Source organism: Pantoea sp. RSPAM1, from assembly GCF_038816185.1.
In the GTDB taxonomy this organism is placed as follows: Bacteria; Pseudomonadota; Gammaproteobacteria; order Enterobacterales; family Enterobacteriaceae; genus Pantoea; species Pantoea ananatis.
In genome coordinates, this window is sequence record NZ_CP046137.1 from 4,154,284 (window position 1) to 4,168,837 (window position 14,554).

A 14,554-nucleotide genomic window follows, 5' to 3' on the forward strand; every position below is an offset into this window, starting at 1 on the left:
ACAGGCTTGCACACCAGAGGAGAACGATTTGCAACGTGAACAGATACTTGACCATGCGTTAAACGTACTGGAACAAAACGGTCTGGCGGCGACCTCATCGCTGGCAATCCTGGCCGATGATATGCAGCTCAGCCTGGCACAGCTTGAACAGTTTTGGCCCGATCGTGACGCGCTGCTCTACGATGCATTACAGTTTCACGCCCGGCAGATTGAAGAGTGGCGCCATGACATTCTGCAGAACGACGCTCTGCGTCCTGATCAGAAGCTGATGGCACGCTATGAAGGATTGAACGAGCAGGTCAACAAGGGCCGCTTTCCCGGTTGCCTGTTTATCGCCGCTTGCAGTTTTTATCCCCAGCCCGATCAGCCCATCCATCAGATGGCAGAAAAGCAGAAGCGCGCATCATGGCAATTTACCCATACTATTTTAACCTCGCTTGGTCTGGATAATCCCAGTATGGTTGCCGATCAAATGGAACTGATACTGGAAGGCTGCCTGAGCAAACTGCTGGTTAAACGCAACGTGCAGGACGTTGACGTGGCGAAACGCCTGGCGGAAGACGTATTGAGTATTGCCCTCTGCCGTAAAGACGGCGCACTGGCCTGAGTTTCATCGTCTTTGACTGAAATTCAGGCAATCAGTCACGTTTTGCGTGGTTTTTTTATCAAAGCCGTTGACGGCCTGCGGCCTTTACGGTTTAATGCGCCCCGTTGCCCGAATAGCTCAGTCGGTAGAGCAGGGGATTGAAAATCCCCGTGTCCCTGGTTCGATTCCGGGTTCGGGCACCACTCTTCAGAGCCTGTTCGTTAAGAGATGAGATCCTTAACGGGCAAGACAGAGGGTCCCCTTCAGCCAAAAGTTGGTAAATATGCCTTACCGAACCTTTGTTGAAAACGGGACTTTAAAGTCCGGAGGATGTTCCACCATCCTCTGGACTTCTCACATCCATTAAAAACACTTCAGCAACGTATTTACCTGTTCTTCAGCCTCTCTGTCAAGATAATGTAAATAAATACTTCGTATTTTTTCCATATTTCAAATCAGTCAGTTAGATTTGACTTAAGATTAATCTTACGCCACATCCAGCTCCTCAATCACGCTTCTTACCCTCTCAATATCACTTTCCACGTACTGCAGCGTTACCGCCGGTGTCGAATGACCCAGAAGATCCTGTGCCATCTTGAGGTTGCGATCGGGAAGCCTCATCAGGTTCGTCGCTATCGTGTGCCGGAAGCGGTGCGGGCTGACCACAAAACCGCACTCTTTAGAAAGTCGCCTGAAAAAAGCACGGAGTGGCGGATTGTCCATGTTCTCACTGACCTCATTTCTCCGGCCGTCAAACCGTGAGAGGTTGAAAAGCTGATCTTCCATTTTGGCACCCCTTTCAAGTGAAAGGTTATACAGCCTTTCGAGGCGTGGGCGCAGCTGGCTGGTTACCGGAACCCTGTGCTCGCGATGATTTTTTGCACCTTCTGGCCTGAGGCTGATCCAGTTATGAGTGAGATTCACATCGCACAGCCTGATGTGCAGAAGTTGGTTCTGACGCATGCCTGTCCGGCGTAACGCATCCAGCACTGTCAGCCAGAACCAGCATGGACGGAGAGCATTTTTACGTACCTGACCTACGCCAATGAATTCATCCTGTTCACGGGCCTCCATGATGAGATAGATTTTTTTTATCTGGGCATCTGTCAGCGTTTTTTTCCGCTTAACATCGGGTCTGGCAATGGCCCCGTTAAACGGATTTTCACGGGGAGAGATATACCCCTTATGAATGGCAAAATTGAAAATTGCCCGCATATGGGTCAGTTTATTATTCCAGGTTATTTTGGACAGTTTCTCATCCGCGATAACTTTCCTTCTCCAGGTCAGTACCATATGATTCGTAACCGTTTCAGGAACTATATCCGGCCCTGCAAACTGAACGAATGTTTTTACGACTTTGCGGTAACTCCATTCTGTAGCCTCACGGAGTGATTTACTGAAGAAATAATCATTCAGTAAATCATCGAATGTTATGTTATCAGACATGGTAACCTCGTTTTTATTAACCCTGTAATTACTCTTTTTTGGGAAAGAGCCATTTACTGTCTGAAAGACAGTTTCCTTTATTTAAAATAATGTCAGACTTAATCATATAGCCCGACAGTTTGGTGAAATGACCGCTTTTATCCGGCGAGTCATATTTATGGTAAGAGTAAAGACCCTTACCATTTCGTGAGTGATGAAGGCCCAGTGATTCAAAGTTTTTCTGCAGCTTGTTTTTTTCGTATTTATTTTCTGGCTGCGAGGAAATAAACCGGAAAAACACATCGGGCGATATCATAAAAATAAAACCGGACAGTACATGCAGAAGACTGTCGGACTCATTGACGGTAATTTTTCCGGCCTCCACACTCTCCCGCAGCCAGTCCAGAAAAACGGTGCCCTCAGAGGGTTCACTGTCGCCCACCGGCTTACCGTCTTCCGTTTGCTCCTGCTTCGTTGACTCAGCAGTTTGTACGGCTGATAAGACGGGTGCCTCCCCTTTAGCCATCAGGTCCAGTACCGAAAGTAAATCCACTCTCTGTTTAATTTCTGAATCTTCCTTTTCATTTTCACTATCTGAACCATACTCAGTGGCTTCGCTCACGCTGAGGGCAGACTGCAGTGCGGAGCTCAGTACCGGTAATTCAGGTTTTTCTGTTCCGGGACTGGCCTCCTCACCGGCTGCCTGTGTGGAAGTATACGTTACCGCTTCGCTTTCAATTGGCTCTGAAACATTTGCTGAAATGATGTGACTCGACAAAAGGACAGGTGCGTTATCTGCTAATTTTGGGGAATTATCAGCATGTTGCATTCCCGGCGTCGGGTTTACAGAAGACGTGCCAGTAATATCTGAAAGACCACCGGTTTCCAGACCCGCCCCCTCCCGCGCCTGCATGATGATGCTGTAAATCACACCGGCACCGGCACCGGCACGCTCACCCGACAGAAACTGGAGAAGGCAGCGTGACGCTTCCGGCCACTGGTGAAGCCACAGCATGCCGGTCTCAGGCAGCAGCTTTGCCGCCATGTACTGACCTGTCAGGGCCGGAGCCCGGGCATTCTTTGCCGGCCTGATCCGCCACGGTCCGTCCGGCTTGTGCAGCCCCGGATACCAGATTTTTCCGGACTGCGTCGCGCCTTCCACCTGCGTCAGCCAGGGCAGATGATGGAACAGGCCTGCCCAGAACACCGCGCAGACCCAGCCCGGGGCCTGTGCCGACTGCTCTTCAGGTGTGGCGCCGGGCGGCAGCATCATTCCCCTGACGAGCCTGACCGCCCGGACGGCCACGCCGAGGCTCAGGTCACCAAATCCCCCAGGTGACGAATATGCACCGCTCCAGGCGGCCGGGCAGTCCTGCACACGCTCAAGCATCGTCTGCGCAGGCATCAGCCACCATGCCCCGGTAACGGACTGCGAAAGAGGACTGTTATCTGCCAGCATTCTGACAAGCCTGCGTCGCTCCTCCGTCTGCATAAGCGTGCTGCCCTCCAGAACCGGGCGAAACGCCACCTCCCTGACGACCGTACTCGCCGGTTGACCTGCAGACCTGTTGTTTCCCCGCCCCGTCAGCCACTTCATCACCCGTTCCATCGATACCCGCTCTTTATCTGAAATGACGTAACGCTAAGAGACGGGGTGTCATTTGCAACGTTAAACCTGGATTCAGCGCAGAGAGATATTCTGCTTGCGTTAATTTTCGGGAACGGATTCAGGATTAACGGCGGACGGCTTTAACGTCCCGTGCTTTTCTTGCGCAACCTTCCTTTAATTAAACTGAACACTTATGCAGCAACGTCTGGTAGCGCTGTACCTTCTGCTGTGGCTGACTCTGTCCGGCAGCATCAGCCTTTTTATTTCATCCGGCTGTGACGCATTCTTTTTTATGTGGCTGCTTACGGCACTCTCTCCGTTTCTGCTCAGACCCCTCGACTGGCTGACCCGTCAGCTGCTCAGGAAGCCCTGCATGCTGAGCCGCAGAAAGCGCATCACCGTTCATCTGTCACCCTGTCAGCCAACCGTCGGACTCACGCCTGAGCGCGTGAGCTGGTTCTGGTCGGGGGTGTTTGAGTCAACTGAAGCGGCCTTAGCCGGGGGAAAAACCGTTGTTGTTGCTTCGCATCTGCTGACGCCTGCCCGTGCCGCCAGGCTCAGGACATACCTGAAGGTGCGGGGCTGGTCTTACCGGAGCAGGCTGACCAGCATCCCTTTCCGGGATTCAGCCCGCGCGCTGATGCAACTGGAAATCCTCTTCCGGCAGTGGCACTGGCGCTGTCCGTCCCGGACCCGGTGGCCGGTGATGCTGCTGAAAAAAACTTCTGAACCGGAAAAATAATTTCGGGTGTTAAGTCACGAAGGCAATGTTCACACTGATTACACACATGTATTCGATCTGAACGATCGAAATATCGCGTTATACAACACGCGGTTTCGCCAGGTACTGTATTCACACCGAATACAGAAAAGATTAACAAATTATTTTCTCATTTAGCCAACACCAGGGCCTTTATGAAACGCATGAACCTGACAGAAATCCTGTCCCGCGTCGCCTTAGAGCAGACCGATGAGCAGAGGCAGCTGCTTGAGCAGTTTGCGGAAGGGAAGAAAACCGTAAGTCCGCCAGTAACCATTCGTTTCCGGCCGGCATCACGGGAATTTGTGAATCAGGTATCACATAAACTCGGCATCTCCGTTTCAGAGCTGGTCAATGTGATTGTTGAGGGCGTCATGACAGGGACCACAGCACCCCTCAAAGCCTCGGTAAACCGCGTTTATGAGCGCTTCTGGCACCTGATGGACCGCCACAGCCTTGATGTGGTGCAGGTGGCCACAATACTCTCTGAGCTGAACATCGGCATGAGTGTGCTTGAAAACCGCGAGCGCACGCTTGATCACCTTACCCTGCCTGTGCTGGAACAGCTTGCGTCATGGTTCTGTGTTCAGTCCGGCTGGCTCGCCGGAGAAGATACTCTTCCGGTTCCGACCGTGATACTGCGTGACTTCTGGAAGGCAGCTGAATGCCTTCTGCCGCATAAAGATACCGTGATTAAGTCCTTACGTTTTTACAGACGTCAGCATTACACAGGTGAGCCAGAACTGAATTTCAGCCACGAGATGGTAATCACAGCGACCCGGGATAAATATATTAATGGCGTGTCCTTTGAAAGTAATTATTTAACCGGCGTGGTTCCTCTTACGCTCAGCAATGAATCAGAGACAAACGCCTTTCTTTCTTTCTGTGAATTACTGCGGTTAAAAGGAAGGGTTGCTCAAATTTCTTTTCGAAAATTACCGGTCAGGTTATTTGACAGTCTTAGAGAGGGATCTGAGTTGCCGTTTTCGATCTCATTCGTCACTGATGAAAGTATTATGGGTAAGCTCAGACCAGGGCAAAATTTCATGTGGAGTGAGGAGGAACGGATACCTTTCATAAACCCGGCTTTTCATATTACGCCTGAATGGGAGGATTATCTGAAAGAAGTCATAAGTTTTGGTTAACCGTATTTAAATAACAAAAAACCGGGCTGTTTATTTTATTGGTGCGTCAGCACCAGGGAAACCCTTTGTCAAAAACAAGAAAAGGAAATAAAAGATGAAAGCAAAACTGTTAACCCGCAGCATCATTCTGGCATTACTGGCTTCAGCCGTACCGTCAGTGAATGCTGCAACAACCTGGACCGAAGCGCGTAACGACGCCATGGGGGGAACCGGCGTGGCCTCTTCCGGTTATCTTGCCGCTGCACTGGCCAACCCCGCGCTGATGACCCGCCACGATGCCGGTGACGACGTCGGGCTCATACTGCCGGGCGTTGGGGCACAAATCAGCGATCCGGATAACCTGCGTGACGGCCTGGACCTGGTAAAAAGCACCTTTGACGACTTCCGCGATTCAGCGGGCACCGGCAACAGCTCACGACAGGCGGCAGCGCTGAAACAGGCACTGCAGGCCGTCGACGGCGACAGCGGGCATGCCAGTGCCGGGCTTTCTGCGGTGATTGCCATTCCCAATGACACCCTCCCTTTCGCCTTTGTGGCCAAAGGCTGGGGACAGGCGAAGGTCCGCACCGATATCACACAGCGTGACCTGGCGTATCTCGATGCGGCACAGAGCGGCATTTTCTCGCCGACTCAGACGGATATTGACCAGATGACCTCCCGGGCGCAGGGCGTTGCCGCACTGGTCACGGAATACGGTATCGCCGCAGCGCATCAGTTTATCCTGGGCGACACGCCGGTTTCTGTCGGTATCACGCCAAAGGTCCAGCGCGTGGATACCTGGAACTACAACGTTTCCGTCGGTAACTACAGCGCGTCAGATTTTCGCAGCGGTGACTGGAAGCGTTCTGAAAGCGGCGCAAACGTCGATGTCGGCTTTGCGGCTCAGCTGACACCTGAGTGGACCGTCGGACTGACAGGACAGAACCTTGTGGCGCGTAACATCAGTACGCGTGAAATCAACGGCATCACGGACACGTTCCAGATCCGCCCGCAGGCGACTGCCGGCACGGCGTGGAGCAACGGTTTTGTCACGCTGGCCACAGACGTTGACCTGACACCGGCCAGCGGTTTTGCCTCGGATGAAAAAGCACAGTATGCCGGCGTGGGCGCCGAGCTGAATGCCTGGAACTGGGCGCAGCTGCGTGCCGGTTACCGCGCAGACATGCGCAACAGCGATCGCAGCATGTTTACCGCCGGTGTGGGGATTTCACCCTTCAACGTCGTGCATCTCGACCTGACCGGCATGGCCGGTACAGACCGCAGCTATGGCGCAGCCGCGCAGCTTTCTTTCACTTTCTGATTATGAACAACGCGGGCTGCCGGGTGCAGCCCGCCTGTTAACCGGAGAATAGCATGTCAAAAAAAGCTCTTACTCTCTCTGCCATTGTGTTGGCGACCACGCTTACAGGTTGCAGCAGCTTCATGAGCGGTATCGGCCAGTTTGGTTCGCTTAATGACGGCCATCCAGTGCCTTCAGACGTAAAAGGCCAGACAATAGCGCAAAAACGTAATCAGGTGAGTGATGCCTACGGCCCCATTGCCATACCGGCCGATACCGTGGCGATGCGTCTGAAAGAAAAGTTTGGCTTCGTATCAGACGGGGATGTGGCTGCCGCACACAACAGCGGCCAGGGGAATGCGGGCTGGTCAGCCTCAGCCATTTCAGAGGGCACCAGCTGGTCGGCAGAGCCCGGCAGGTATTACCGAATGTCCAGGAACTGGGCCGGAAATGACAGACTGACGATTGAGGTTAGCCGTACGTTCAAAGGCACGGGGGCCTCCGGCAACAAAGCCGGGAGCTTTGTTGTATCAACGTATATCTCATCCGATCCGAAGCACGTTACTGACGCCTGGGTGAAACGTCTCTTCAGCCAGATTCATGCGGGAGCACGCGGTGAAGCGGAGTAAGGCTGTCAGCTGGCACCGGACTATCCGGTGCCTAAGAACCATGAAAGAGCATGCTGTCTATGAGGTGTTTTGCACGGATGAGATTCATATTCATACGGTGATCCGTTTATCAAACGCGACTTTATTTACTAATGGCTCAGGGGAGCATCGGGAGGGGTTAGCCCTGTAATGGCGTTTAAGAAATCTGCCGTGCAGCCGCAGCCGGCTGTCCAGGCACCAATCGTCTCCCCTGCCCATTGCGGCGGATTTATATTTAGTCTGGCCAGAAACTCGCTCATGGCTTAGCCTCTCTGCTTATCTAGTAAATCGCAACCGCGACCAGACCACACGACATCGTAAATTCCCGGCTTAAGACATGCCGGGCCGGGCGCTCAGCAGATAATCTGCCTCCCGCATATGTGTACATGTCGATGCTGTCACTGTCTGCTTATGGCACAAAGCGGACAGGCTGACTGAGATGAAGGTCCGCTCTGAGCGAAAAGCGGACGTTAAAGCTTCATATGCCGCTTGCTGTAAAAATAAAAAAAGGGAAATTAGTGGGATTGATTTGCTTAAGGGGTCGATATCAGATGGATAAGATGCTTAAGTTTATGCTTTCCCACTATGCAGAACTACCGTTGCCTCAGAAAACCCTACACAGCTGGCTTCAGAAATGGATTAGTGAACAGACAGAAAGATGCGCAGACAATGCTTTTGCGGCAGGGTTTCCGTGGAAAGAAACGGGTCTACCCCAGTCCTATTTCTTACAACGGAAGCTTTGTATCGATGGTCAATATTTTTTGACAGGCCCACGTTACAGAGGGGGCGATATTAACCGCCCTTTCGTTGATATTGTGGCTTGGAGCGCTGACATTAATGATTCCGTGCTCAAATCTATCAGCCGGGAATGGGCGGATTTAAAACCACAACACATTCGCCAGCTTGCGCCCGGTAACAATCCCGTCCAGGGTATGACTGACCAGCTTGTATATGCATCCTGCCTGTTTAGTCAACCAAAGTATCATGACGATGGCCTTACTTTGAAACCCGCCTCAAGCGCTGATTTTGACTGGTGCCGAAATGCTCTGCTGGAGGCCTATCAGCATTCATGGTCTACAATTCCTGCCTTATCAGGCAGCCTGTGCTCTGTAGATAACGAAGAGCTTGGTAACCATATCTCTAAAGGCCATACGTATATTGTTCAGGAAAAAGGCGTCCGGGTCGGACTAATTATTTGCGAGAAAGAGAAAGTTGCATTCTTAAAGGGTTACCAAATTTCGGAAGAAGTGATACTACCCGCGTTTCGCGGACGCTCTCTGGCTTCCCGGGCACAGTGTTTGCTTCGTAACCATCTTTCGCACTTTAGCCGGGAGGATTGCCTGATTGCAGGAACCATTATTCCGCAAAATTTTCCGTCTATAAAAACAGCTGAAAAAGCAGGGCGTACCTGTGTTCTCAGATATGAGTTTTTGCCCGTGATTTTTTGATTAGAGATACATTGCCATGATGCGCCAACGTCCGCTCTTGGCACAAAGCGGACTGAAGGCGCTGAAGGTCCGCTATGAGCGAGTTGAGGACATAACGCATTATCTTGAAGTATAAGGTAAATGTAACACTTTGCTCCAAGGGAGTCCAAAATGTATCGAAGGGCGAAGGTCTGTCTCTAGCGGCGCTTTGGTAGAGCTAGCGTTCACCATTACAATCTATTTTCCCAAGGTACTTCTCAATATCTCGTCCGGAAGGAAATGCTGTAAACCCTGGGCGTCTTATATTTCGTCTGCTTTCATCGTAAAAAACCGAAAGAATGCCCGTGAGAATGAATTGTAATCCCAGGTGAGACTCACCTTCAGCGTGAACCAAACTAATAAATTTCGCTTTAGTTACATTTTTACCGGATGGTCTTCGCTTAAACAGGCTCCACTCACTAAGAGAACCAATATAACCAATTAAGTCATCAAACGTAGGTTTATCACCGCATCTATATGCTTCAACTATGTTATTAAATATCCAGTCTAGGTTTTCCACACGTTTTTTATCGATTTTTGACTCCATGGTTACTAAAGCAAGGTAGGGCCCCCTTACTTTGTCGTCTTGGTTATTAGAATATTGTGTTTTACATAAGGTTGAAGCATGCCATAAAGCCTGGCACTCTTTTACAATATCCCCATCGTTAAGGTGCTTTTTCACGGAGATTATAGCTACAATCCCTTCTGGAGGAACAATTGCACTATTTCCAAACTTTTGGAATACTGGATATCTTTCAGAGTCGTAGACAATTATGTCTAACTGAGATGAATTTTTATCAAGGTCATACTTCCGCTCTTTTCCTGTAGTGCCAGTTTTCACGGCAGGCCTAAGAATAAACCCAGTAAGAATCTCTAAACCCTTAGGAAGATATTTTGATAAATACTCTCGCAATAAGTCCTCAACGAATCGACCATCTTCACCATTATGTGCCGACCCTTTATGCTCTTGAGAAGGAATAAGAGTTTCAAATTGTCTGTACGTTGCAATAAGTGCATCTACCTCTTGTGACCAATAATCTTGAAGTCTCTTTCCGTCCATATATTCTCCAGGTTTCTATTATTGTGCATAATTCTTATATAATGCGCTATGAAATCTTCCAGAACTTATTTTTTAGATTGGCCCACACTAAGCATACAAATTATAACGTTTTACCTTTTTCATCAACTAATAAATTTCCTGTTGATTTGCTCAAAGCGCACATGTCTTATGGTGAGGAAAAACCACACTGTGTATTCGTTCACATATACAAATAACATCCATTTTTTGACACACCGCGGACGAACAAATGAATCTGAACATCGTTCGTGGGCAAGAAATGGACGGAAATTGTAATTGTTTGGAGGTCATAAAAATCATTATCCTTTAGTCAAGTATTTACTTATTATTAATAATATCCAATTACCTACATTTTTCGTGGCGGGAAGGGTCAATTACCTAAAGATAATCTTATATGTTCCTTTATCCACAAGGCAAGCCCAGCTCGATGCATAAATATTTGATTGAATGGGGGGTGTAAATGCCTTTCATGATATTTTAAATCAATCTCCATTCCTCTATAAAATAATATATTACTATCATCAAAATTTATAAATGGTACACAGTAGTAACCTATTATCATTATGGTGTTATTGCTTTCATACATACTGTTTATATTCTCAGTGATTTTATTAAATGCAGTCTTTAGGAAAGGCTCAATATCCTGAAGTTTAGAGCAAACTAACTTCCCATTAAAATGCTCCCACATTAACCTGCTAAAATCTATTCCGACAATACCTACATCATTCTCCGCACAACGTAACTGAATTTGTTCATAAGCTTCGATGATCCGTTTTTTTAATTGGGCATGACTTGCTATTCGTTTACATTCAACATAACCAGTGGACTCCCGGGGTAATTTGAATCCGAAATCTGCGATAGTATTGAAGTCTATTTTTGCGCCGCTTTTTGCAAAAACGCCGGCTATAATCAATTCAAACAAATAATTCCTACTGTTTTCTGACCCTCCTAACTTTTCATCATTAAGAAACTTTGAACCATTTAATAATTTCCTTAAGCTCTCACTATCAAAATAACCATGCCTCAGGATATCCAGATATACACGGTAAAGCGTATCAACTTCTGACATCCCCCAAATCAATTCCGATGAGTATTCTCCAACGGAAAACTCCCCAAGATCGCGCATTATAGATACATACCTAGAGTTATTAACATTTAACCCTTGCGATTTTAGCCACTCTATGGCATGCCAATAATCTTTGTGATCAAAATCACTATAGCTTGTTACATTTTCAGTTGGAATATGGGCCATAAAAACCTCTTAACAAAGAATTCATATAGACATAATTTTGCATGCGCAATTCTAATTTTAATTGCATTTAGAACCATACCATTAATAGCTGTAATGATAAAAATAATGGAGTCATATTATATTCTTTTAAGGTATTAATGTTAACCGTATCCTCATAAGATACATAATCTACTCGCAATGAATAGCTTGGGAAGTTAACAACGTCGGCTTCTGGCACAAGGCGGACATCTGGAACAACTCTTGTGTCCCTTTCCTGCATTGCCAGTCCGTGAGTTCTTGTGAACTTTCCGACAAAGCCAGCTAACTTTACCAAGCCGCTCGGACACGATCTGGTCAGGGAGTGACATGCCCGGTTACTGACAGACTGCACCCTGAGAGTAATTTATTCGCTGGCGCTCAAAGGCGACCAGTTGAAAAAATGTTCAATAAATGGTTATATAATTCATTAATAATTATGCACTATTGCTGCATGAGGTCAGATACGTTGTCACTAGAGTCTGCAGAATGGTTTAGCCGAAATGGCATAGAGTGTTCGCGGGTCAGAGCCCGTAATTCGCGCTTTCCGAAACATCTGCACGATGAATATGTCATCAGTGCAAACCTGACAGGGGTAGAAGAAATCTGGCTCGCAGGGAAAATGGCCTATGTTAAAAGTGGTCAGGTTACCTTATATAATCCGGGAACCATTCAGGCTTCGCGTTTTGAGACTCAAGCCGTGGAATTCATTAGCGTGCACATACCTCAGACAGTGATAAAAATGCTTGCAGATGAGGACAATCTCACTAGCGCTCATGAAGCCCCTGTTCTGCGAGAAGGCATAATCGATAACACTCGCCTGTTTGACGCGCTGTACCGTTTTGCAACATCAGCCCGACTGGAGCGGGGCATGGATGAGGAGCAGGAATTGATTCTGCTTTGTGGTGAGCTGCTCGAGACGCCAGCTCTGCTTGAGAGATCTGACGAACAGAAAATCAATATTGTTATTGAGTACTTGCGGGAGCACCTCAGCATAAAACCGCAGTTGGAGCTGCTCGCGCAACTGGCGGGGATGAGCAAATATCATCTGGTTCGCTTCTTCACCCGGCATACGGGTATGCCGCCTCTGCAGTACCATATGCAGCTTCGTCTGCACCATGCCCGCGACTTGCTTCGCAGAAACGTGCATCCTCTCGATGCGGCGATAATGCTGGGATTTTACGATCAGAGTCATTTCATTAATGCATTTCGCAAAGTGATGGGAACAACTCCCCATCACTATGCTTCGCAGGTCAGATCAGGCCACCATAAACTCCCGGTACCCTGACACAATTACATAAAGCGCAAAATAGCTGAATATGATCGCTGAAGCTATGTAGGAATATTTAAGCAGGCGTTGACCAAGCAGTCTGCCGCCAAAACTTCCAACCAGGCACAAGACACAGGTCCAGAACATTCCCGCGATGAAAAAGCCACTCAGAAACCAGGACGTTGCTGTAACGCTGTGTTGGCCCATCCGGGATATCAGCGCACCACCTACTGTCGCAAACCACAGAATCGCCGTGGGGGAGGACATGGCAAGCACCACGCCCCGTCCAAATTCACGTAGCAGTGGGCGACACTGATGAGTTTCGCTCACGTTAAGTTCCGAAACCTTCCTGAAAGCGGCAATCAGCATTTTGACGGCGAAAAACAGAAGCATTGCTCCACCGCCAATCCAGAGCATCCAGCGTACTGCTTCATACTGAAGCAGTACGGCCATTCCCGCCAGCGCCAGTAATGCATATGCTAGGTCACCCACACAAGTCCCCATTCCCAGCCAGAAACCATGAAAGTATCCGCGTTGCATAGCCAGGGTAATCATGGCGATGTTGGCAATCCCGATATCAAGACAAAGCGAAAGACTCAGTAAGAAACCGTTTGAAAACTCGATCATAACGTAAAGCCTTTAATCTTCTGATCGTACTCGATCATGTCGACAGTTTTACCCAGCCTGTTTAGAAGCTGATCCGCCTCTTCACGCTGATAATGAGGTGAATAGCCTTGCAGGAACGCCAGGGCCGTCTCTGTATTACCCTGTAAAACAGAGCCTGTCATTGCTGTTGCCAGTGCCGTCATAGCCGGCTTCACAGCGCTGAGGTCCACGACATAATGCGCCCCATTCCAGTTCAGACACCGGCGTTCAGTTAGCCACTTGAGTTGTATATAGGCCGCCCCTGCATCAGGATAATCACATGGGCCGCGGCGCAAATATCTCAGCATTTCCAGCAGGAAAATTTTTAACTGTAACGTCTCGTTCAGTTGTAGGGCCTCCCGGGAAGGCTCTGTCAGGCACATCAGCAGCCCAAACACATCCGCCAGTGCTTCCTGCACAACCATTGATCCCCATCTATCCTGTTTACTTAATTTGCCAAACATCATCTTTTCAAGGACAACAGAATGTCCCAGATCATGGCCGCGGAACCAGGCGATCAGGTGGCGGGCACAGAGAGCGCTGTCCGGGATAGCTTCATGCTGCCAGCCAAGCAGGGAAGCCTGGGAGCGGGCAAAGCGTTCAAACAGGTTTAAATAGGTATTTGCAAACACAATGGTGCGCTTCTGGGCTGAGTATTTCACCCCTTCATCTTCAGGAAAGAAATAGGCGAAATGCTTGGGATAGCTGTTAGCTTCGCCAGCAATGGCAAACAGATCGACAATTTTGTAGCGGCATCCAGGCAGCGCAACCAGCCGCTGGTCGATATGATTTTGCAGCCAGTACAGGTTGTCCGGAAAGAGCTCATCCATCACATCTGAAACTTCCTGTAGCCTGCGTTCGGGTAACCCAAACCAGGCGGAATAATGCTGCATGCGAGACTTACCAACCCATGTTGACATGTAACCTATTCCCTGCACTAGCTCCTGTTCATCCAGCCCCGCTATCTGCGGGAGAAGCTCTTTTGCTGTACTGGCGTCAGACAGGATTTCTGCACGTAACAGCAACGCTTTGCAGGTATCCGGATCATCAAATTCCTGAGCAAGCTTGAAGCAGATAATGCTGAGCTTTTCTTCAACAGACTGAAGCAACGTACTCCCGGTCCGTGTGGAAACCGGGTGAATATGACCGGCCGCCTCAGCAAGACGAGTAGCCTGGTGGATAAGGTCCAGGGCCGCGGGCGAAAGTGAGTCTGGCAGAGGGATATCCATCATGTGGATATGGTATGAGTCAGCAGCGGGCCAGAACGGTGTCGTAAACATGAAATTCCCTTCCATTGAAGTAACGAGAGGTTTACTTAACCATTGCATCTGTAATTGGTATTGGAAGGAATTGCGCGAAGGGGTTAGGGAGAACGGT

Annotated in this window: 13 protein-coding genes and 1 tRNA gene; 8 read left to right on the forward strand and 6 right to left on the reverse strand. The window is 49.0% G+C overall.

Annotation, left to right across the window (positions count from 1 at the left end):
• The first annotated feature begins 28 nt into the window (after positions 1-28).
• Both GKC68_RS19940 and GKC68_RS19945 read left to right on the forward strand, forming a co-directional pair.
• The gene (locus GKC68_RS19940; RefSeq protein WP_342656450.1) at positions 29-607 is read left to right on the forward strand and encodes a transcriptional regulator; all 579 of its coding nucleotides are present in this window, start codon (positions 29-31) and stop codon (positions 605-607) included.
• A gap of 106 nt (positions 608-713) precedes the next feature.
• Positions 714-789: transfer RNA gene (locus tag GKC68_RS19945), tRNA-Phe, on the forward strand.
• A 283-nt stretch (positions 790-1,072) separates the two neighbouring features.
• On the opposite strand, the gene GKC68_RS19950 is transcribed toward GKC68_RS19945, so the two are convergent.
• On the reverse strand, positions 1,073-2,032 hold the full coding sequence (locus GKC68_RS19950) for a tyrosine-type recombinase/integrase (protein WP_323176010.1): 960 nt from the start codon (positions 2,030-2,032) through the stop codon (positions 1,073-1,075).
• Between the two features lie 28 nt (positions 2,033-2,060).
• On the reverse strand, positions 2,061-3,620 hold the full coding sequence (locus GKC68_RS19955) for a TraI domain-containing protein (protein WP_342656451.1): 1,560 nt from the start codon (positions 3,618-3,620) through the stop codon (positions 2,061-2,063).
• Positions 3,621-3,813: 193 nt separating this feature from the next.
• Here GKC68_RS19955 and GKC68_RS19960 point away from each other — a divergent pair, with 193 nt between their 5' ends.
• From GKC68_RS19960 to GKC68_RS19980, 5 genes are all read left to right on the forward strand, one after another.
• Complete coding sequence (locus GKC68_RS19960) at positions 3,814-4,362, forward strand: pili assembly chaperone (RefSeq protein WP_323176012.1); 549 nt, start codon at positions 3,814-3,816, stop codon at positions 4,360-4,362.
• Positions 4,363-4,535: 173 nt separating this feature from the next.
• A complete protein-coding gene (locus GKC68_RS19965; RefSeq protein WP_323176013.1) occupies positions 4,536-5,525 on the forward strand; it encodes a conjugal transfer protein TraE in 990 nt (329 codons plus the stop codon).
• A 94-nt stretch (positions 5,526-5,619) separates the two neighbouring features.
• Positions 5,620-6,825: a conjugal transfer protein TraF gene (locus tag GKC68_RS19970; protein WP_323176014.1), complete on the forward strand. Its 1,206-nt coding sequence runs from the start codon at positions 5,620-5,622 to the stop codon at positions 6,823-6,825.
• A 53-nt stretch (positions 6,826-6,878) separates the two neighbouring features.
• Positions 6,879-7,433 (forward strand): hypothetical protein, encoded by a 555-nt coding sequence (locus tag GKC68_RS19975; RefSeq protein ID WP_323176015.1) that lies wholly within the window; start codon positions 6,879-6,881, stop codon positions 7,431-7,433.
• Positions 7,434-8,011: 578 nt separating this feature from the next.
• Positions 8,012-8,899, forward strand: a complete 888-nt coding sequence (locus tag GKC68_RS19980; protein WP_028722767.1) for a GNAT family N-acetyltransferase — start codon at positions 8,012-8,014, stop codon at positions 8,897-8,899.
• A 196-nt stretch (positions 8,900-9,095) separates the two neighbouring features.
• On the opposite strand, the gene GKC68_RS19985 is transcribed toward GKC68_RS19980, so the two are convergent.
• Together GKC68_RS19985 and GKC68_RS19990 are read right to left on the reverse strand one after the other, a co-directional pair.
• Positions 9,096-9,977: a DUF6602 domain-containing protein gene (locus GKC68_RS19985; protein ID WP_110021593.1), complete on the reverse strand. Its 882-nt coding sequence runs from the start codon at positions 9,975-9,977 to the stop codon at positions 9,096-9,098.
• A gap of 388 nt (positions 9,978-10,365) precedes the next feature.
• Entirely contained in the window at positions 10,366-11,247 is an 882-nt protein-coding gene (locus GKC68_RS19990) for a hypothetical protein (protein ID WP_110021594.1), read from the reverse strand.
• A 484-nt stretch (positions 11,248-11,731) separates the two neighbouring features.
• Between GKC68_RS19990 and GKC68_RS19995 the strand changes: the two genes are divergently transcribed.
• Positions 11,732-12,550, forward strand: a complete 819-nt coding sequence (locus tag GKC68_RS19995; protein ID WP_024471103.1) for an AraC family transcriptional regulator — start codon at positions 11,732-11,734, stop codon at positions 12,548-12,550.
• Here the strand turns inward: GKC68_RS19995 and GKC68_RS20000 are convergent.
• Positions 12,521-13,159: a LysE family transporter gene (locus GKC68_RS20000; RefSeq protein ID WP_110015042.1), complete on the reverse strand. Its 639-nt coding sequence runs from the start codon at positions 13,157-13,159 to the stop codon at positions 12,521-12,523. The genes GKC68_RS19995 and GKC68_RS20000 overlap by 30 nt on opposite strands.
• On the reverse strand, positions 13,156-14,457 hold the full coding sequence (locus GKC68_RS20005) for a hypothetical protein (protein WP_110015043.1): 1,302 nt from the start codon (positions 14,455-14,457) through the stop codon (positions 13,156-13,158). Before GKC68_RS20005 ends, GKC68_RS20000 begins: the two co-directional genes overlap by 4 nt.
• Between the last annotated feature and the right edge of the window lie 97 nt (positions 14,458-14,554).